We start from the raw sequence: 19,164 nt of genomic DNA, 5'->3' as shown, positions 1-19,164 counted from the left end.
CCCCACCGGCCCCGGACCGGCCCTGGCCCCCTCCCGGCCCCGGCTTCAGGCTCTCAGGCTTTCAGGCGCTGCGACAGGAACCGGAAGCCGGCCGGCAGCAGCTTGATCCACGTCGTGTAGTTGTGCCCGCCCTCGGGGACGGAGGCCACCGCGGTGGTCAGCGGCGGCCCGGCGGCGGCGGTGAACGCGTCGGCCTCGGCGCGGAAGTCCCCGTCGCCCTTCTCCGCGCCGCTGAGCATGACTCCGGTGGCGGGCATCGGCAGGTTCCGCAGCCGCCAGAGCAGGTCGGCCTCGTCGCGGCGCCGCCCGCTGCCCTGGAACAGGTCGCCGGTGGTGACGTCCTCGGCGGCCTTCAGGTAGCCGGAGATGGAGACGCCGCCCGCGAACACCTCGGGGTGGCGCATGGCGAGCTTGGCGGCGCAGTAGCCGCCGGTGGAGTTGCCCATCACGCCCCAGCCGCCGGGGCCGTCGGCGGTGCGGTAGGTCGCGCCGATCGCGCGCGGGACGTCCTTGGCGAAGTACGTCTCGGCCTGCGTCCCGCCGGGGACGTTCTCGCACTCGGGGTCGGCGGGCATCGCGGGCGAGGGGCGCATCAGCACCAGGACGGTGGGCTGCATCCGTCCGGCCCGGATCTCGTCGAGCGCGACGCCCGGGTAGTTGAAGCGGGTGATCAGCGCCTTGGCGTCGCCGGGGAAGCCGGTCATCGCGATGACCGCCGGGAACTTCCGCTGCTCGTTGCCGGGCTGGAAGTACTGCGGCGGCAGGTAGACGTACCCGTCGGTGCTCAGGCCGGTGCGGGCGCCGGGAATCCGCACCGCGCGGATCTCGCCGACCCGCCCGGGGTCGAGCGGGCCGCCGGTGTTGACCGGCTCGCGGCCGGTCTCCTGGGCGGGCAGGACGGGGAGGTTCGGCGGGTCCGGCTCGGTCGACGGGGCGGCGGACGGGGCCGGGGCGGCGGGCGCGGCGGCGGCCTGCACGGAGACCGGGGCGTCCTGGCCGGTGCCCAGCAGGTCGTTCCAACTGCTGTAGAACGAGAAGTAGTTGTTCGCCAGCAGGCCGATCACGGCGAGCAGCGCGAGCTGGCTGCCCAGCAGCATCCCGACCCGCCCGAGCACCGCCCGCCAGTGCCGCCGGGCGAGGGCGGGCCACCACCAGACGGTCGCCCCCAGCGCCGCCACCGCGACCTCGATCGTGAACAGCAGCAGCGTCGTGCTGGTCAGCCCCATGCCCCGTGGTCCCCGTGTCTTCCGCTCGCGGTGCCCGCCGCCCGGCGCGGGCGTGGCGGTGCGTGCACGCGCGGATACCCGCGCACGGCGAGCAGTATGCCCGCCGCCGGGGTGACGCCCGGACCCGGTCCCGCGGTTCCGCGCCCCGGGACGGGGGAACGGCCTCGGGGGTGGGGCCGCCGAAGCGCACGGCACGACCGGCTGGCACGTTGCGCCAACTCCGCACCCCGTGCCACCCCCCGGCTAGGCTGGTGACCCGCCCGCGCGACCGCCCGCACCACCGTCCGCCCCGCCGCCCGCGCAGCCGTCCGACCGCACGACCACGCACCGGGGGAGACAGATGTCCGAGTCCCACCATCCCGCCCGACCGACCCGCCCGACCCGTCCGGCCCGTCCGGCCCGCCCGACCCGTCCGGTCCCCGCCCCGCCGCCGCTCTCCCTCACCGAGCGCCGCAAGGCCGCCACCCAGCAGGAGATCGCCCTCACCGCCGCCCGCCTGTTCGCCGAGCACGGCGCCGAGGGCACCACCGCCGAGGACATCGCCCGCGGCTGCGGCGTCTCGCTGCGCACCTTCTACCGCTACTTCCGCGCCCAGGAGGACGCGGTCGCCCCGCTGCTCGCCGAGGCACCCCGCCGGTGGGTCGCCCTGCTCGCCGCCACCGCCCCCGGCACCCCGCCGCTCACCGCCCTGCTGGACTCCGCCCGCGCCGCCCTGGCCCCCGCGCCCGGCCCGGCCGCCGAGTCCCTGGAGCGGACCCGCGGCCTGCTGCGCGCCATGCCCCGGGACCCGGCGCTGCGCGACGTCTGGCACCGGGTCCACCACGACGCCGAGACCGCGCTGCGCCCCGCGCTGGCCCGGCTCACCGGGCTGGACCCGGAGGGCCTGGACGTCCGGCTGCCGGCCGCCGCCGCGAGCACCGCGATGCGCCTGGCCGTCGAGACCTGGGCCGTCGGCGACCCGCCCCCCGCCACGGCCGCCGCGCTCGCCGGCACCGTCGTCCGCCGCCTCGTCGGACCGCTCCTCCCGCCCGCCTGACGCGCCGTCACCCCGCCCGCCCCCTCCCCCTCCCCCGTCCCCGCCTCCCGCCTCCCGCCCGCCGTCACACCGGGACGACCGCCACCGGGCAGTGCGCGTAGTGCAGGACGGCGTGCACGGGGGTCGCCAGCCGCAGGCCGAAGCGCGGCGCGGGCTCGTGCCGGGAGAGCACCACCAGGGCGGCGGTCCGGGACTCCTCGACCACGGTCGCGGCGGCGGAACCCGTCACCTGGTGGCTCTCCACCTCGACGCCCGGGTACTCCTCGCGGACCGGGTCGCAGGTGCGGCGCAGCAGCTGCTCGTGCAGCCGGGCCTCCTCCCCCAACTCGTCGACCATGGGCGCCATCCGCCCGACGTCGGCGACCACCGGCGACCAGGTGTGCACGGCCCGCACCGGCAGGCCCCGGCGGGCGGCGGTCTCGCAGCCGAAGCGCAGCGCGGCGGTGTCGCGCTCGTCGTGGAGGGCGACCAGCACCGGCCCGTCGGGGTGGCCGGCGGCGCGCACCACGGTGACCGGGCAGGCGGCGTGGGCGGCGACCCGCAGGCTGACCGAGCCCAGCAGCAGCGAGGCGAACCCGCCGTGGCCCCTGGTCCCGAGCACCGCGAGCGAGGCGTGCTCGGCGGCGGTCAGCACCGCGTCCCCGGCCTCGCGCGGCACCACGTCTCCGGTGATCCGCAGCCCGGGGTGGGCGGCCGCCAGGGTGGCCCGCACCGCCTCCAGCAGTTCGGCGGCCTCGCGCAGGATCAGGTCGGTGACGGTGGTCCCGGTGCGCGGCGAGAGCGTCACCGTCCCGGTGTTGACGGCGTGCACCAGGTGCAGCCCCACCCCCCGCCGCTCGGCCTCCCGGGCGGCCCACTCCGCCGCTTCGGCGGCGGGCACCGACCCGTCGACCCCCGCCACCACCCCGTTCGCTGCCCTGGTCTCCGTGGTCTCCATGGCGCATCTCCGTGGCGCACTCCTCGGGGCCGGCTCGCCCCGGTCGCCCTTCCAGCATGCGCCGCCCGCCCCGCCCGGGACAAACCCGGGCGGACCCCCGACGGACCCCGGGCGGGGCGGGGACGTCAACGGCCTTCGGCGGCCTGCCACTCCGCGCGGTAGTCGTCGAAGATGGTCTTCAGGTGGTGGCCGATCTTGAGGTAGTCGAGGTCGTCGAGGTTGGCCAGGGAGACCCGGACGGACCACTCGGGGCCGTCGAAGCCGCCGCCGTTGAGCAGGACGACGCCGGTCTGTTCGGCGAGGCGGAAGAGGGGTTCGGTGGGTTCGTAGTTCTGCCGCAGGTAGGTGGCGAACTCGGTCCCGGAGGTGCGTTCGGCCTCGGCGAGCAGGTCGAGTTCGACGTAGTAGCCGGCCCGCTTCGGGTCCTCGGAGATCTTCATCCCGGACCCTTCGAGCAGCAGGTCGAGGCGCTGCTTGACGATGGACTGCACCTTGGCCTTGTACGCCTTGCCCTCGGGGAGCATCGCGAAGAGCGAGAACAGGGTGAGCTGGGCCTGCTGCGGGAGGGAGAGCCCGGCGGTGTGGTTGAGGGCGACCTGCCGGGAGTCGGCGACCAGCCGGTCGATGAAGCGGATGCCCGCCGGGTCGAGGCTGAGGCTGCCGTAGCGCTTGGCGAGCCGGTCCTTCTCGGTCTGCGGGAGGGCGGCGAGCGCGTCGTCGATGACGTTGTCGCGCTGGAGGCCGATGACGCCGAGGCGGTGGCCGGTGCAGCCGTAGTGCTTGGAGTAGGAGTAGACGAGCAGGGTGTTGCGGGGCAGGTCGGCGGCGATGCTGCGGAAGTGGTCGACGAAGGTGCCGTAGACGTCGTCGGTGACGATGATCAGGCCCGGGTTGTCGGTGGCGACGATGGACTTGATCTGGTCGGTGACCCGCTGGGAGAGCGCCAGGGAGGGCGGGTTGCTGGGGTTGACCAGGCAGACCAGTTTGACGGCGGGGTCGGCGAGCTTGGCGACCTCCTCGGTGGGGTAGCGCCATTCGCGCACCCCGGCCTCGGCGAAGGAGGACGCCTGGACCTGGACCACCTCGAACTCGTAGGTGTCGAGTTCGGGGATCTCGATGTAGGGGGTGAAGACCGGCACCATCAGGGCGATCTTGTCGCCCTTGTGCAGGATGCCGTTCTTCGTCAGGGAGTCGAAGATGTAGCACATGGCGGCGGTGCCGCCCTCGGTGGCGAACAGGTCGAGGGCGCCCTCGGGGGGCCGGCGGTCCATCAGCTCGTCCTGCAGGTAGCCGGTGACGATCTGTTCGGCGCAGGTCAGCATCCGGTCGGGGACGGGGTAGTTGTCGCCGATGGCGGCGTCCGCGAGTTCGTGCAGGAGGGCGTCGCGGTCGAGGTCGAAGCGGTCGACGGCGAGGCCGACGGAGGCGGTGAGCAGGTCGATGCCGGGCAGTTCGGGGTGCGAGCGGGCGAAGTGGTCGTAGCGTCCGGCGATGCCGGTCTGCTCGGGCATGCCGCCGAGGTTGTCGGCGGTCCAGACCCGGCGGGACTCGCTGAGCGCGAAGTGGCCGAGGGCGAGCATGGCCTCGCGGGGGCCGGTGCAGACCCAGTTGGGGTTGCCGCGTCCGGCGTTGAGCATGTTGGCGGTGGACTTCTCCTTCTGCCCGGGCTGGTCGGCCTGGTAGTGCTCGGCGAGTTCGATGAACTTGCCCTTGAGTTCGAACGGGCTGAGCTGGGAGAGCCGGTGGATCTCCTCACGGCTGATCGAAGGCTTGCTCATGGGTGCGGGTCCTTCCGGGGAGGCGGCTAGCCGAGCAGGGCGACGATGACGGCGCCCCAGATGGTCAGCAGGACGTTGCCTGCGGCGTACGGGATGGTGTAGCCGAGCGTGGGGATCTGGCTGCGGGAGGCTTCGTTGATGGCGCCGATCGCGGCGGTGGTGGTCTGCGCGCCGGCCACCACGCCCATCAGGATCGGCGGGCGCATCCGGAACACGAAGTGACCGATCAGCAGGCCGACCACCAGCGGGACGACGGTGGCGACGGCGCCCCACACCAGCAGGCCCCAACCGGCCTGCGAGAGGCCGCTGGTGAAGCTCGGTCCGGCGTTGATGCCGACGATGGCGACGAACGCGCACAGGCCGAGGGTGTCCATGAACCACTGGGCGCCGGGCGGGACGTTGCCGAAGGTCGGGTACTTGCCGCGGATCCAGCCGAACACCAGGCCCATGATCAGCGCGCCGCCGGAGGTGGAGAGGCTGATCGGCACCCCGCCGAGGGTGAGCGCGGGGATGCCGATGCAGCCGCCGAGGAAGATGCCCAGGCCGACCCAGGTCATGTCGGTGGCGAAGCTGGTCGGCACGGGCTTGCCGATCGCCTTCCCGGCCGGCCCGACCAGCCGCTGCGGGCCGGACAGCACCAGGGTGTCGCCGCGTTCGAGCTGGGTGGTGAGCCGGTACGGGAACTCGGCGCCGGAGCGGTAGACCTTGTCGACGAAGACGCCGACCATGAAGGGTTCGCGGCGCAGGTCCGCGATGGTCCGGCCGAGTTGGGCCTTCTCGGAGACGACGACGTGCAGCTGCTCGGTCTGGTAGCCGAGCAGTTCGACGTCGTCGGTCTCCGGGCCGATGCCGGAGACCGGGTCGAACTCGACCAGGTCGTGGCGGATCGCGCTGACGGCGAGCACGTCGCCGCGTTCGATGACGGTCTGCTGGTCGTGGTCGAGGATCTTGCCGTCCCGGCGGACCCGGGTGAGGTAGATCCGGCGCCCGGCGGCCTGCTCGCGCTGCTCGAACTGCTCGATGGTGGAGCCGGCCGGGCCGTTGACGACGGTGTAGGCGCGCAGCACGACCTCGTAGTAGCCCTGGGCGAGGTCGGGGTCGTCGGCGGGGGCGTCGAGTTCGGCAGCCAGTTCGCGGGAGTCGGCGGCGAGGTCGCTGTGCAGGAAGCGCGGGGCGATGTTGGCCAGCAGGATCGCGCACAGGATGGTGCCGAGCGGGTAGGTGACGGCGTACCCGATCGGGACGAGGTTCTGCTGGGCGGTGATCTGGTCCTGGCTGAGGCCGGGCAGTCCGCCGATGGCGTCCTGGGCGACGCCGATCACGGCGGACTGGGTGAGCGCGCCGCCGAGCAGTCCGGCGCCCAGGCCGGGCCCGTAGCCGAGCATCTCGGCGAAGCCCCAGCAGATCGCCAGGCCGCTGAGGCAGACCGCCAGGGTCACCGCGACCTGCGGCAGACCGTCCTTCTTCAGGCCGCGGAAGAACTGCGGGCCGACCTTGTAGCCGAGGGCGAACAGGAACATGATGAAGAACACCGACTTGACGGTGCCGTTGACCTGCACGTCGGTCAGCCAGCCGGTGAACAGACCGGCGACCAGGCAGCCGGTGACCGCGCCCAGGCCGATGGCCTTCCAGTGCAGCCGGCCGACGAGGAAGCCGATCGCGATGGTCAGGAAGATCAGCAGTTCCGGGTACGGCTTGAAGACGTGGTCGGTGATCCAGTCCACCGTTACCCTCCGTTCAGGCCGACCAGGCCGACCAACAGCGGGCCGGTCAGCGGAAGTAGGAAGTTGGAGATGGTGTACGTGATGGTGTAGCCGAGCATCGGGACGCTGCTCTGCGCGGCGTTGCCGACGGCGGTGATCGCGGGGGTGGAGCACTGCTGTCCGGCGATCGCGCCGACCAGGATCGGCGGTTCGATCTTGAGGAGGCGGCGGCCGATGAACAGGCCGAGGAAGGCCGGGACGACCACCATCAGGATGCCGGAGACCGGCAGCAGCACCGGGTACTGCTTGAGCAGCGGTCCGGCGTCGGGGCCGGCGGCCATGCCGGTGACGGCGATGAACACGGCCAGGCCGAGGTCCTTGATGGTCTGCGCGGCGGCCGGCGGGTAGGCGCCGAAGGTGGGGCGCAGCGAGCGCAGCCAGCCGAAGACCAGGCCGGAGATCAGGCAGCCGCCGCCGGTGCCGAGGGTCAGGCTGATGTCCCCGAAGCGGACGACGATCTTGCCGAGCAGGACGCCCAGGCAGATGCCGAGCGAGATGTAGATGTAGTCGGCGGTGTCGGAGCGGACGGTGGCGCCGACCTTCTCGGCGAACTTCTCGACCCGGGAGCGGGCGCCGATCACGGTGAGGGTGTCGCCGCGGTGCACCTCGGTGTCGCCGACGGCGGGCAGGTGGTGGTCGACGCGCTGGATGTCGGTGAGGAACACGCCGCCGGTGGCGTCGTGGTCCCGGTCGCGGACGGCGTTGAGGGTGCGCCCGGCGACCTCCTTGTTGGTGACCACGACCTGGCGGACCGCCATCGGGCTGTCCAGGCCGGGGACGCCGCTGGTCTCGGGGCCGAGCTCGTGCCCGGCGTCCAGCACGGCGGCCCGGCGGCCGACCACCAGCACCTGGTCGCCGCGGCGCAGCACCGGGTCGTCGTCGACGCCGAGCTTCTTGCCGCCCCGGTTGACCGCCTCGACGGTGACCAGCTGGCCGGAGCGCTCCTGGATCTGGCTGACCCGGGTGCCCTCGCCCTGCGAGACCAGGTAGGTGCGGCCGACCAGGGCGGGCAGCGCGGGGGCTTCGCCGGGTTCGAGTTCGTTGCCGCCGCCGCGCATCTTCTCCCAGACCTGGCGGGAGGCTTCGGGCAGCTTGATCCGCATCAGCATCGGGAACAGCTGGCTGGTCAGCAGGACGATGCTGATCAGGCCGAACAGGTAGCAGACCGAGTAGGCGGTGGCGACGTGCGCCTGGAGCTGGGTGGTCTGGTCCGCGGTGATGCCGGGGAGCTTGGCGATCGCGTCCTGCCCGGTGCCGACGGCGGCGGACTCGGTGGCGGCGCCGGCCAGGATGCCGGCGGCGGTGCCGACGTCCAGGTCGAACGTCTCGGCGATGCCCAGGGCCATCAGGACGACGACGACCGCCTCCATCACGGACAGCACGCCGAAGCGCAGGCCCTTGGCGTTCAGGTTGGCGAAGAACTGCGGGCCGGCGATGTAGCCGAGCGAGAAGATGAACAGCGCGAACGCCACGTTCTTGACGTCCGCGTTCACCGAGACGTGCTGGGCGCCGACCAGCATCGAGACGATCAGGACTCCGCAGATGCCGCCGAGCTGGATCGGTCCGACGCGCAGTTTTCCGACCAGGTAGCCGAGGCCCAGGCAGAAGAAGAGGGCGAGAACGGCGTTCTCACGCAGGAGACTCATGAGCGTATTAGATGGGATTTGTACCCTGATGTCCGTTTCAACACGCCGTCATGATCACTTGGCTTCGACCGGCCGCCCGCCCGCGCGGCCGTACGGGGGCGCGGGCGGGCGGGGGCGCGGGCGGGCGGGACGGGCTCCCGGGGGTCAGGCGGTGACCGGCTGCCGGGCGGGGGCCGGGGCCTCGCCGGGCTCGATCCGCAGCTCGGGGAGCAGGCGGTCCAGCCAGCGGGGCAGCCACCAGTTGTGGCGGCCGAGCAGGGTCATGGTGGCGGGCACCAGGACCATCCGGACCACGGTGGCGTCCACCAGGACGGCGACGGCCATGCCCACGCCGATCATCTTGACGGTGATGTCGGGGTCGATCGCGAAGCCGGTGAAGACCGCCACCATGATCGCGGCGGCGCTGCTGATCACCCGCCCGGTGGCGGACAGCCCGCGCACCACGCTGCCGCGGGCGTCGCCGGTGGCCAGCCAGTCCTCGCGGACCCGGGAGAGCAGGAACACCTCGTAGTCCATCGACAGGCCGAACAGCACGGTGAACATCAGGATCGGCACCCAGCTGGAGACCGACACCGCGTGCGGCAGCCCGAGCAGCTTCGCGCCCGCGTCGTGCTGGAAGACCGCCGTCATCACCCCGTACGCGGCGGCCACCGACAGCAGGTTCATCGCGGCGGCCTTGAGCGCGATCACCGGCGCCCGGAACAGCACGGTCAGCAGGACCAGCGAGAGCGCGACCACGAACGGGATCACCACCCACAGCCGCTGCGCGAGCCGGTCGGAGATGTCGGAGAACGCGGCGACCTGGCCGGTGACCTCGACCCCGGCCGGCAGTTCCCCGCCGCGCAGCCGCTTCAGCAGCTTCTCGGTGGCCCGGTCCTGCGGGCCGGTCGTCGGCTGGACGCTGACCACGGCCGCGTCCCGGGCCGCGCTGAGCCGGGCCGGCTGGACCGCGGCGACCGCCGGGTCGGACGCCAGCTTCCGTTCCAGGGCGGGCAGTTCGGACTCCGGCAGCTGCTCCAGGTCGACCGCGAGCAGCAGCGGCCCGTTCGCCCCGGGGCCGTACGCCCCGGCGATCAGGTCGTACGCCTTGCGGGTGGTGTTGCCGGCCGCCTGGCTGCCCGCGTCCTGCGGCCAGGTGCGCATGCCGAGCACCGGCGCGGCCAGGCCGAGCAGCACCACCAGCGAGAGGACGACGGCGGTGACCGGGCGGCGGCCGATCAGCCGGGCCCAGCGCTCGGTGCGGGTCGGGCCGGCGCTCTCGGCCTCCGTGCTTCCGGCTTCGGCGGGCGCGGCGGCGGCGCGGCGTTCGGTCCGGCGTTCGGCGCGGCGCAGCATCCGGGGTCCGGCGAGGGCGGCCAGGGCGGGGACCAGGGTGAGCGCGGCGGCCATCACGGCGCCGACGGTGGCGAAGGTCGCGTAGCCGAACGAGGCGTAGGTGGCCAGCCCGGCCAGCTTGAGGCCGAACAGCGAGACCAGCACGGTCGCCCCGGCGACCACCACGGAGGAGCCGGCGGTGGCGTTCGCCTCGGCGGCGGCGGCCCGGGCGTCCAGGCCCCGGCGCAGCCCCTCGACGTGCCGGGAGACCAGCAGCAGCGCGTAGTCGATGCCGACGCCGAGGCCGACCATGGACGCCACGGTGGGCGCGATGTCGCTGATGTCGGTGACGGCCGCCATCAGGGTGATCAGCCCGGTGCCCGCGCCGAGCCCGGCCAGCGCGACCAGCAGCGGCAGGCCCGCCGCGGTCACCGTCCCGAGCGCGACCACCAGGATCACCAGCGCCGCGGCCATGCCGATCGCCTCGGCCGCGCCGTCGGGGGCGGTGAAGTTCTCCGGCAGCTCCCCGCCGAACTCCACCTGGTACCCGGCGTCGGTGGTCGGCCGGGCGGCGGCGCGCAGCGCGTCCAGGCCCTCCGCGCCCTTGAACGCGGTCGTCTTGACGTCGTAACCGACCGTCAGCAGCGCGGTGTCACCGGCCGCCGACGGTATCGGCTCGCTGACCGACAGCGCGTGCGGCAGCCCGGCGAGCCGCTCCCGCAGGCCCACCAGCGCCGCCGCGGGCAGCGCCTTCCCGCCCCGGTCGTGCACCACCACCCGGGCGCTGGTCCCCGAGCTCTCCGGGAAGCGCGCGTTCAGCAGGTCCATGCCCGCCGTGGAACGCGTCCCCGGGACCCGGTAGTCGTCCCGCGGCTCGCCGCCGAACGCCTGCGCCAGGCCGAAGATCGCACCGATCAGCAGCACCCAGGCCGCGACGGTGCGCCAGGGTCGGGCCGCCGCGGCCCCGCCGAGGCGGCCGAGGAGTGTGGACATGGCAGAAGCCTTCCGTTCAGGGGTCGACGCGGTGTCGGACCCCAGTGTGGAAGGCGGCGCTTGGAGCCCGCTTGGCACCGCCGCTCCAAGTCCCGCCCCGGGCGCGGGCGGCTCGGGGCGGCCCCGCGGGTCACTCCCCCGGCTCCCCCGGTGCCGGCAGTTGCTCCAGTGCCGCCCGCGCCTCGGCCTCCCAGCCCGGCGCCTCCCAGCGGCGGGCGACCTCGGCGGCCCGGCGGAAGTGCTCGGCGGCCTCGGCGGTGCGGCCCAGGTGGCGGGCGAGTTCCCCGAGTGTGAGGGCGACCGGGCGGACCGCGATCGAGGTGGACGCCGCACCGGCCACCAGGTGGCCCAACGGGCGCATCTCGTCCAGGAGTTCGGCGGCCTCGGCGCGTTCGTCCAGGGCGATGACCAGGTCGGCGCGCAGTTGCAGGAACAGCGAGCGGAAGTAGTCGGCCTGGACTCCCCGGCGCTCGCCCCGGGCCCGCCGGGCCGCCTCCGGGCCGTGCCCGGCCGCGAGCAGGGCGAGTGCGGTGACGTCGGCGACCAGCGGGCCGTACTGCGCGCGGTGCTCCTCGATCAGCGGGAGCATCTCGGCCAGCCGGCCCTGCCGGTGGGCGATCACCACCCGGATCAGCGCGGCCAGGCCGCCGGCGTGCAGCGAGTCGCGGGCGCGCAGACCGGCCAGGGCCTGCTCGTAGCGGGCGACCGCCTCGTCGACGCGGCCGGCGGCGAGTTCCAGCATGCCGCGCTGGAACAGCACCACGTCGGCGAGTTCGGGCAGCCCGTAGCGGTGCGCGATCTCCTCGCCGGCCGCCAGGTGGCGGCGCAGCGCGGGGAGGTCGCCGTGCACGGCGGCGGCGGTGGCGGCCAGGTGCTCGGCGTGCCAGCGGTAGGCGGGCAGGTCGTGCTCGGTGGCCAGCTCGGCGAGTTCGGCGGCCAGCCTGGCCCGGTCGATGGGCGCCAACTCGTGGTCGCAGGAGCGGGCCTGGGCGGCGATCGCCAGGCAGAGCAGCAGCGGGTCTCCCTCGGCGCGGGCGATCGCGACGGCCTCGCTCCCGGCGGTGAACGCCTCCGGCGAGCCGGTGCAGTCGAGTTCCTGGGTGAGCGCGTCGAGCAGGCGGCAGCGGGTGGCGGGCGGCAGGTCGGTGCGGCGCAGCAGCCGGGTCAGCTGGTCGACGGCCTCCTGGTCGAAGGTGCCGTACGGGTGGGTGACCCACGGGGTGGGCTCGGTCCAGGCGGTCCAGGCGGCGATCAGCAGTTCCTCCCGGCCGCTCTCCCGGGCGAGCCGGAGCGCGCGCGCCTTGGTCCCGGTGGCGGCGGTGACCTGCCCGGCCCGGACCTGGGCGCGCAGCAGCGCGCCGAGCAGGTCGATCCGGCGGGCGGCGCGGTCCTCGCCGGGCTGTTCGGCGGCGCGGTCCAGGTTGTCGACGGCCTGCCGGAGCAGGCTGACGGCGCTGGGGTGGGCGTAGCGCCGCTCGGCGGCCTCGGCGGCCCGGACGCAGTGGTCGACCGCGAGGGCGGCCGTGGCGGTGGTCGCGGCCTGGGTGAAGTGGTGGGCCAGTGCGGTGAGTTCGCCGGGCCGCAGGTCGTGCAGGGCGTGTCCGATCCGGCCGTGCAGGCGGGCCCGGCGCAGGCCGCCGAGATCGGCGTACAGGGTGTCGCGCACCAGCACGTGGGCGAACCGGACGGTGCCGGGCCGGGGTTCGAGCAGCAGGCCGCCCGCGACGGCCGCCTCGACGGCCTCGGTCGCGGTGTCCTCGTCCTGCTCACCGGCCCGCAGCAGCAGGTCGACGTCGCTCTCCCGACCGGCCACGGCGGCCAGCCGCAGCAGGTCGACGGCGGGGGCGGGCAGCCGCTCGAACCGGCGGCGCAGCACGTCCCGGACACCCTGCGGGACCTGCCGCAGCGCGGTCGACTCCCCCTCCAGGGCGAGGAGTTGGGCGCTCTCGGCGAGGTAGAACGGGTTGCCGCCGGTGCGCTCGGCCAGCGCCCGGACGGTCTCGGGGCGGACCGGAGCGGCACACACCGCCTCGATCAGCCGCCCGGCGTCGGACTCGGCGAGCCCGCCGAGCGGCACCCGGACCGGAGAACGACGGGCCAACCGGGCCAGCACCTCGGCGAGTTCACCCTCGCCCGGACGCAGGGCGGCCACCAGCAGCAGACCGCCCCCGGCCCCGAAGGACGCCTGGTCGGCGGCCAACTCGCCCAGCAGCTCCCGGGTCTCCGGGTCGGCCGCGTGCAGGTCGTCGAGCAGCACGGCGAGCGGCGCCGTCCGGGCGGCGGCGTGCAGCCGGGCGACGACCGCGCGGTGCAGTCGGAAACGCCCCGACAGCGGGTCCTGACGGTCCGTCGACTCCGGCCCGGCCAGCAGCGGGGCGAGCAGCGGATCGGCGGCGGTGTCCGGTTCGTGCCAGGCGAGTTCACGCAACACCTCGGTCCACGCCCAGGCCGCCGGGGCCCCCGCGCTCTCCGGGCAGCGCCCGGTCAGCACCCGCCAGCCGTCCGCCGCCAGCCGCTCCCGCAACCGCCCCAGCACCGTGGACTTCCCGACCCCGGCCTCCCCGCTCACCAACGCGAACCCCACCCCGCCCCGCGCCCGCCCGGCCGCCTCCAGCAACGCCGCCAACTCGCCCCGCCGCCCGACGAACACCTGCGGCCGACCGCTGGCGGGCCGATCGGGCCCGGCGCCCGGGAACGCGGGGAGGGAGACGGACGCGGGACCGGACGCGGGCACGGGGAGGGAGGTGAAGGTGGAGAGGGACGCGGAGGCGGAGGAGGAGGCGGGCACGGGGAGGGGACCGGGACCGGAGGCGGACGCGGGACCGGAGGCAGAGGCGGAAGCCCGCGTCGGCCCGAGGACGGAACCGGCCACCGCACCCGCGCCACCTCCGCCGGGCAGGCCAGCTCCGCCGGGCAGGCCGACCTCGCCATCGCCGCCGACCCCAACGACCCCGCCGGACAGACCGACCCCGCCGACCCCTCCGGGCAAGCCGGACAGGCCGGGGAGGCCGGGGAGGCCGGGGAGGCCGGGCAAGCCGGGGAGGCCGGGCAAGCCGGGGAGGCCGGGCAAGCCGGGGAGGCCAACTCCGTCGGCCCCACCGGCTCTGGCAGGCAAGCCAACCTCGCTTACCCCACCGACCCCAACGCCCGCGCCAGGCAGGCCATCGCTGCCGACCCCAACGACCCCGCCGGACAGACCGACCTCACCGACCCCGCCGGGCAAGCCGGACAGGCCGGACAGGCCAACTCCGTCGGCCCCACCGGCTCTGGCAGGCAAGCCAACCTCGCTTACCCCACCGACCCCAACGCCCGCGCCAGGCAGGCCGACTCCGCCGATCAAGCCACTCCCACCGGCTCCGCCCGGCAGGCCGCCCCCGCTCGGCAGGCCGGTGGTCTGCGTCGTCGTCTCGGCCGCGAAAGGGCCCTGGCCGGGGGCGAGTTGGTCGGTGCGCTGGTGCAGGATCGCGGATTCGAGGGTGGTGAGCAGTGGTCCCGGGTCGAGGCCGAGCTCGGTGGCGAAGTAGGTGCGGGCGCGGCGGATCGCGGCGAGGGCGTCGGCCTGGCGGCCGCTGTGCCAGAGGGCGAGGGCGAGCAGGCGCCAGGTCTGTTCGCGCAGTGGGTGGTCCTCGACGAGGGCGGCGGCCTCCTGCGCGGCGGGGCGGGCCCGGCCGGCGGCGAGGTCGGCCTCGATCGCGGATTCGCGGGCGGTGGTGCGCAGTTCCTCGAGTCGGGCGATCTCGGGGGCGGCCCAGGCCCGGTCGGCGAACTCGTGGTAGGCCGGTCCCTGCCACAGCCCGAGCGCCGCCCGGAACCGCTCGGCCCCGGCGGCCCCGTCCACCGTCCCCGCCCCCGCTCCTGCCGCTGCCCCCGTCGCCGCGTCGAGCAGATCCTCGAAGTCCTGGGCGTCGGTGCGGACGCCGCGCAGCGCGTAGCCGCCGGCCTCGCTGACCAGCAGGCGGGCCGCCTGCCGGGGGCCGCGTTCGGGTTCCAGCAGGCGGCGCAGGTTGGAGACGTACGCCTGGAGGGAGGTCGCGGCCTTGGCGGGCGGGCGGCCGTCCCAGAGGCCGTCGATCAGCCGGTCGGCGGGGACGGCCGTCCCGCGGGCGACCAGGAGTCGGGCGAGCACGCCGCGCTGGCGCGGGCCCCCCAACCGGGTGGCGGCCCCCGCCACTTGCGCCGTCAGCGTCCCGAGCACAGTGATCCGCACCATCGTGGGGTCGAGCCTATGCGATGCCGTCGCGCCACCCCCGCCCACCTGCGCTCCAAGCCGGTTCCAAGCGGGTTCCCGCCGGTCGGCGGGGCGGCCCCGTCCGGGTACCGGTGGGGCGCGGGAGGGCCGCCGCGCACCAGTGGGACAGGAGTGACGGGTGGGACGAGTGGACGACTTGTGCCAGGGCAACATCCGTCCATCCCACCGGCCTTCCGCGCTCCCGCCGGGCACGCCAAAGTAGAGGTGTCGGCAGGGGAGAAAGAGCGAAGAAAGCGAATGCCGACAGCACCGGACCGCACTCCGCAAAAGCCGGAGAATGCCGGAGAATGCCGCAGCAGAATCGATTTCCCGAGGGAGAGAAAATTCCGTGAACGCCACCCGTACGGCCCGAACCGCGCTCGCCGGACTGCTCGTCGCCGGGCTCTCGACACTGGTCGGTCTGGCCGGCCCGGCGCTCTCCTCCCCGCACGGCACCGCCACCCGGGCCGACGGCCCGGGGGTGTCCGCCACCTCCGTCCCGTCGCCCACCGCCACGCCGTCCGCACACCCCGACGACGTGACCTGGGGTCAGTGACCCACCGATCTCGCCAAGGAGTCCGCCATGCACGCCACCTCGAACTTCCTCGCCGACTCGCCGGAGTCCGCGGAGCGCACCGACCGCGTCCTCGGTGACACCCGCCGCAACCTGAACCAGGGCTGGATCGTCGCCTGAACCGGCGCCCGAACCGCCGGGAAAACTCCGGAGCGGAAATTCCGGAACGGAAATCCGCACCACCAAGGGAAACCGAGATCCACGACCACGGAAAGGGGTGGACGACGTGAAACGCAATCACCACATGTTCGCCGGGGATGATCCGCACTTCTACGACCACCCCGTGGACCGCGCCGAGAGGCGCCGGTTCGCCGCCGCCGACCGTCCCGCCCCGGCGGGCTGGCGGAGCCACGAGGACGGGTCCTGGTTCTTCCTCACCCCCGAGCAGGCCGAACTGCCGGACCAGGGCTGGAAGATCCACGTCTCCGCGGTGCCGGCCGAGGCCGCCGAGGTGATCGACCTGGTCTCGGCGTACTGTCTGGAGACCGGGCTGCCGCACAAGTTCCTGGTCAACCCCCGAATACACCACCTGAACAACAGCAAGTACGCCCGCCGGGGCAGCAGCGGCAAGCTGATGACGCTGTACCCGGCCGACGACACCCGGCTGCGCACCGTGCTGGACGCGCTCGGCCCGCTGCTGGCCGGCCGCCGCGCCCCGTACGTGCTCGGTGACCTGCGCTGGCAGGACGGGCCGCTCTACCTGCGGTACGGCGGCTTCCTGGAGCGCTGGTGCACGCTGGACGGCGGCGAGCGGGTGCTGGCCATCTCGGCGCCGGACGGCACCCTCGTCCCGGACCGCCGCGACCCGTACTTCGCGCTGCCGCCGTGGCTGGAGCCGCCGGAGTGCGTCGCCGAGCAGCTGCGGGCCGACGAGGCCGCCGCGGCCGGACAGCCGGGGCTGCCGTACGAGATCGAGCGGGCGCTGCACTTCTCCAACGGCGGCGGCGTCTACCTGGCCCGGGAACGGGACGGCGACGGCGCGCCGGTGGTGCTGCGCGAGGCCCGGCCGCTGGCGGGGCTGGACGGCTCCGGGGCCGACGCCGTGGCCCGGCTGCGCACCGAGGCGCGGGCCCTGCGGGCCCTGGCGGGGCTGGAGTTCGTGCCCCGGCTGATCGACGAGTTCACCGTCTGGGAGCACCACTACCTGGCGGAGGAGTACGTCGAGGGCGAGACGCTGCGCCAGTTCCTGGCGCGCTCCAACCCGCTGACCCGGCCCGAGCCCTCCCCCGGCGACCTCGCCCGCTACACCGCGCAGGCCCTCGACGTCCTCGACCAGTTGCAGCGGGCGGTCGACGCGATGCACGCCCGCGGGTACGCCTTCGGCGACCTGCACCCGGCGAACGTGCTGCTGCGCCCGGACGGCCGGATCTGTCTGGTCGACTTCGAGGTCGCGCACCGCCCCGGCCTGGACCCCGAACCGTCCGTGGCCTGTCCGGGCTTCGTCGCCCCGCACGCCATGGCCGGCTTCGAACGGGACAGGTACGCGCTGGACTGCATCCGGCTCGCCCTGTTCCTGCCGTACACCATGCTGCTCGACCTGCGCCCCGCGAAGGTCGACCAACTCGCGGACGCCATGGCCGAGTTCTTCCCCGTGCCGACCGCCCACACCGCACGCGTCCGGCGCGGCCTGCGCCGCCCGGGCATCCCCGACCGCCCCGCGGACCGCTCCGGCGACGAGCTCTTCGACCGTCCGGACGCCACGGGACTGCCCGAGGCGCTCGCCCGGGCGATCCTCGCCTCCGCCACCCCGCAGCGCGCCGACCGCCTCTTCCCGGGCGACCCGGCCGGTCTCAACGACGGCGGCTACACCCTGGCCCACGGCGCGGCCGGCGTCCTGCACGCCCTGCACGCCACCGGGCAGCCGGTCGACGAGGAGCACACCGACTGGCTGTGGCGGGCCGCCCGCCGCTCCCGCGACCTGCGCCCCGGCCTGTACGACGGCCTGCACGGCGCGGCCCTGGTCCTGCACGAACTCGGCCGCGAACAGGAGGCGTTGGACGTCCTCCAGCGCGCCGGGCGCAGCCCCGACCCGTCCCCGCCCGGCGACCTGTCGCTGCGCAGCGGCCTGGCCGGCATCGGACTGGCCCTGCACCGGCTGCACCGCGCCACCGGCGACGGCGGCCTGCGCGACGCCCTGGACCGCACCGCCGAACGGCTGGCCGCCGCCCTCGACCCGGCGGCCCCGACCCCGGCCGGAGCGGGCCTGCTGACCGGACCGAGCGGGATCGCCGCGTTCTTCCTGCACCTGCACCAGGACAGCGGCGACCCGGCCCACCTCGACCTGGCCGCCCGGGCGCTGCGCGCCGACCTGGCGCAGTGCCGCACCAGCGAGGAGGGCGCGGTCAACCTGCTGGACGGCACCCGGCTGCTGCCCTACCTGGGCAACGGCAGCGCGGGAGTCGGCCTGGCCCTGGGCCACTACCTGCGGCACCGGCCCGACGAGGAGGAGTTCGCCCTCGCCCTGGACGGCGTCCTGCTGGCCGCCCGCGCCCGGCTGGTGATCTTCGGCGGCCTGTTCCACGGCCGGGCCGGACTGCTGGCCCTGCTCGCCGCCCACCCCGACCGGCCCGGCGCCGCCGAGCGGATCGCCCGCCAGCGCCGCCTGCTGGCCTGGCACGCCGTCCCGTACCGGGGCGGTACCGCGATCGCCGGCGACCAGCTGCACCGCCTGTCGATGGACCTGGCCACCGGCACCGCCGGCGTCCTGCTGGCCGTCCACGCCGCCGCCGGCGCACCGCTGGACCTGCCCGGCGCCACCCTGCCGGCCCTCGCGGTCGGCCGCCCCTGAGCCCGTGCCGACACCGGGCCCCACCTGCCCTCCCGGGCGACCGTCCGGGAGTCGACGCACCACCGAGAACAGAGGAGTTCACCATGTCCGAGGTCCTGAAGCTGCAGAACCTGTCCGTCGCCGACACCGACGAGGGCGAGCTCAACGAGTGGAGCACCGTCTCCAACTACTGCGGCAGCAAGATCGAAGAGGACGCGCTCTAAGCCTTCCCGTTCGATCCGGCTCCACCCCACTGCGCCACAACCACCGACAACCACCCACAACCACAGAGGAGTTCACCATGTCCGAGATCCTGAAGCTGCAGAACCTGTCCGTCGCCGACACCGACGAGGGCGAGCTCAACGACTGGAGCACCGTCAGCAACCACTGCGGCAGCAAGATCGAAGAGGACGCGCTCTAAGCCCCTCCGCTCGATCCGCCCGGTACCGCTCCACCCCACTGCGCCACAACCACCCACAACCAAAGAGGAGTTCACCATGTCCGAGATCCTGAAGCTGCAGAACCTGTCCGTCGCCGACACCGACGAGGGCGAGCTCAACGACTGGAGCACCGTCAGCAACCACTGCGGCAGCAAGATCGAAGAGGACGCGCTCTAAGCCCCTCCGCTCGATCCGCCCGGCACCGCTCCACCCCGATCCATCCCGATCCACCCCACCGCACCACAAAAACCCACGATCACAGAGGAGTTCACCATGTCCGAGATCCTGAAGCTGCAGAACCTGTCCGTCGCCGACACCGACGAGGGCGAGCTCAACGAGTGGAGCACCGTCAGCAACTACTGCCACAGCAAGATCGAAGAGGACGCCGTCTGATCCTCGCCGGACACCGCCCCCCGGCCCGCCCTTCACCCCCGTAGGGCGCGGCCGGGTCCGGCCGGGGCG

14 protein-coding genes are annotated in these 19,164 nt (G+C 74.3%); 7 read left to right on the top strand and 7 right to left on the bottom strand.

Annotated elements, in window-relative coordinates:
• Positions 1 to 53 precede the first annotated feature (53 nt).
• Complete coding sequence (locus tag ACIP60_RS02075; protein WP_400679024.1) at positions 54 to 1,226, bottom strand: alpha/beta hydrolase; 1,173 nt, start codon at positions 1,224 to 1,226, stop codon at positions 54 to 56.
• A 340-nt stretch (positions 1,227 to 1,566) separates the two neighbouring features.
• Between ACIP60_RS02075 and ACIP60_RS02070 the strand changes: the two genes are divergently transcribed.
• Positions 1,567 to 2,262 (top strand): TetR/AcrR family transcriptional regulator, encoded by a 696-nt coding sequence (locus ACIP60_RS02070; RefSeq protein WP_400679023.1) that lies wholly within the window; start codon positions 1,567 to 1,569, stop codon positions 2,260 to 2,262.
• Positions 2,263 to 2,326: 64 nt separating this feature from the next.
• Here the strand turns inward: ACIP60_RS02070 and ACIP60_RS02065 are convergent, their stop codons facing one another.
• The 6 genes from ACIP60_RS02065 to ACIP60_RS02040 all read right to left on the bottom strand — a co-directional run bounded on the left by ACIP60_RS02065 (position 2,327) and on the right by ACIP60_RS02040 (position 14,903).
• Entirely contained in the window at positions 2,327 to 3,199 is an 873-nt protein-coding gene (locus ACIP60_RS02065; protein ID WP_400679021.1) for a universal stress protein, read from the bottom strand.
• A gap of 125 nt (positions 3,200 to 3,324) precedes the next feature.
• Complete coding sequence (locus ACIP60_RS02060) at positions 3,325 to 4,977, bottom strand: bifunctional aspartate transaminase/aspartate 4-decarboxylase (protein WP_400679019.1); 1,653 nt, start codon at positions 4,975 to 4,977, stop codon at positions 3,325 to 3,327.
• Between the two features lie 26 nt (positions 4,978 to 5,003).
• Entirely contained in the window at positions 5,004 to 6,701 is a 1,698-nt protein-coding gene (gene aspT / locus ACIP60_RS02055) for an aspartate-alanine antiporter (RefSeq protein ID WP_400679017.1), read from the bottom strand.
• Between the two features lie 2 nt (positions 6,702 to 6,703).
• Entirely contained in the window at positions 6,704 to 8,386 is a 1,683-nt protein-coding gene (gene aspT, locus ACIP60_RS02050) for an aspartate-alanine antiporter (protein ID WP_400679016.1), read from the bottom strand.
• A 144-nt stretch (positions 8,387 to 8,530) separates the two neighbouring features.
• The gene (locus tag ACIP60_RS02045) at positions 8,531 to 10,693 is read right to left on the bottom strand and encodes an MMPL family transporter (RefSeq protein ID WP_400679015.1); all 2,163 of its coding nucleotides are present in this window, start codon (positions 10,691 to 10,693) and stop codon (positions 8,531 to 8,533) included.
• A 130-nt stretch (positions 10,694 to 10,823) separates the two neighbouring features.
• Entirely contained in the window at positions 10,824 to 14,903 is a 4,080-nt protein-coding gene (locus tag ACIP60_RS02040) for a BTAD domain-containing putative transcriptional regulator (protein WP_400679013.1), read from the bottom strand.
• Between the two features lie 367 nt (positions 14,904 to 15,270).
• Between ACIP60_RS02040 and ACIP60_RS02035 the strand changes: the two genes are divergently transcribed.
• The 6 genes from ACIP60_RS02035 (at position 15,271) to ACIP60_RS02010 (ending at position 19,095) form a co-directional block, all read left to right on the top strand.
• Entirely contained in the window at positions 15,271 to 15,477 is a 207-nt protein-coding gene (locus tag ACIP60_RS02035) for a hypothetical protein (protein ID WP_100839544.1), read from the top strand.
• 244 nt (positions 15,478 to 15,721) lie between these two features.
• Complete coding sequence (gene lanKC / locus ACIP60_RS02030) at positions 15,722 to 18,283, top strand: class III lanthionine synthetase LanKC (protein ID WP_400679011.1); 2,562 nt, start codon at positions 15,722 to 15,724, stop codon at positions 18,281 to 18,283.
• An 83-nt stretch (positions 18,284 to 18,366) separates the two neighbouring features.
• On the top strand, positions 18,367 to 18,486 hold the full coding sequence (locus ACIP60_RS02025) for a class III lanthipeptide (protein WP_199847198.1): 120 nt from the start codon (positions 18,367 to 18,369) through the stop codon (positions 18,484 to 18,486).
• 77 nt (positions 18,487 to 18,563) lie between these two features.
• Positions 18,564 to 18,683, top strand: a complete 120-nt coding sequence (locus ACIP60_RS02020; protein WP_193588066.1) for a class III lanthipeptide — start codon at positions 18,564 to 18,566, stop codon at positions 18,681 to 18,683.
• A 76-nt stretch (positions 18,684 to 18,759) separates the two neighbouring features.
• A complete protein-coding gene (locus ACIP60_RS02015) occupies positions 18,760 to 18,879 on the top strand; it encodes a class III lanthipeptide (protein ID WP_193588066.1) in 120 nt (39 codons plus the stop codon).
• Positions 18,880 to 18,975: 96 nt separating this feature from the next.
• Positions 18,976 to 19,095 (top strand): class III lanthipeptide, encoded by a 120-nt coding sequence (locus ACIP60_RS02010; RefSeq protein ID WP_198545003.1) that lies wholly within the window; start codon positions 18,976 to 18,978, stop codon positions 19,093 to 19,095.
• Positions 19,096 to 19,164 lie beyond the last annotated feature (69 nt).

The organism is Kitasatospora sp. NPDC088783, assembly GCF_044750705.1.
Classification (GTDB): Bacteria; Actinomycetota; Actinomycetes; order Streptomycetales; family Streptomycetaceae; genus Kitasatospora; species Kitasatospora fiedleri.
The sequence above is the reverse complement of the archived record's forward strand: the minus strand, read 5'-3'. Positions and strand labels throughout refer to the sequence as shown.

Excerpts from the sequence above, each read along its gene's own strand:
- ACIP60_RS02075 (WP_400679024.1), bottom strand. The coding sequence starts at position 1,226 with ATGGGGCTGACCAGCACGACGCTGCTGCTGTTCACGATCGAGGTCGCG.
- ACIP60_RS02070 (WP_400679023.1), top strand. The coding sequence starts at position 1,567 with ATGTCCGAGTCCCACCATCCCGCCCGACCGACCCGCCCGACCCGTCCG.
- ACIP60_RS02065 (WP_400679021.1), bottom strand. The coding sequence starts at position 3,199 with ATGGAGACCACGGAGACCAGGGCAGCGAACGGGGTGGTGGCGGGGGTC.
- ACIP60_RS02060 (WP_400679019.1), bottom strand. The coding sequence starts at position 4,977 with ATGAGCAAGCCTTCGATCAGCCGTGAGGAGATCCACCGGCTCTCCCAG.
- aspT (WP_400679016.1), bottom strand. The coding sequence starts at position 8,386 with ATGAGTCTCCTGCGTGAGAACGCCGTTCTCGCCCTCTTCTTCTGCCTG.
- ACIP60_RS02045 (WP_400679015.1), bottom strand. The coding sequence starts at position 10,693 with ATGTCCACACTCCTCGGCCGCCTCGGCGGGGCCGCGGCGGCCCGACCC.
- ACIP60_RS02040 (WP_400679013.1), bottom strand. The coding sequence starts at position 14,903 with ATGGTGCGGATCACTGTGCTCGGGACGCTGACGGCGCAAGTGGCGGGG.
- ACIP60_RS02025 (WP_199847198.1), top strand. The coding sequence starts at position 18,367 with ATGTCCGAGGTCCTGAAGCTGCAGAACCTGTCCGTCGCCGACACCGAC.
- ACIP60_RS02020 (WP_193588066.1), top strand. The coding sequence starts at position 18,564 with ATGTCCGAGATCCTGAAGCTGCAGAACCTGTCCGTCGCCGACACCGAC.
- ACIP60_RS02015 (WP_193588066.1), top strand. The coding sequence starts at position 18,760 with ATGTCCGAGATCCTGAAGCTGCAGAACCTGTCCGTCGCCGACACCGAC.
- ACIP60_RS02010 (WP_198545003.1), top strand. The coding sequence starts at position 18,976 with ATGTCCGAGATCCTGAAGCTGCAGAACCTGTCCGTCGCCGACACCGAC.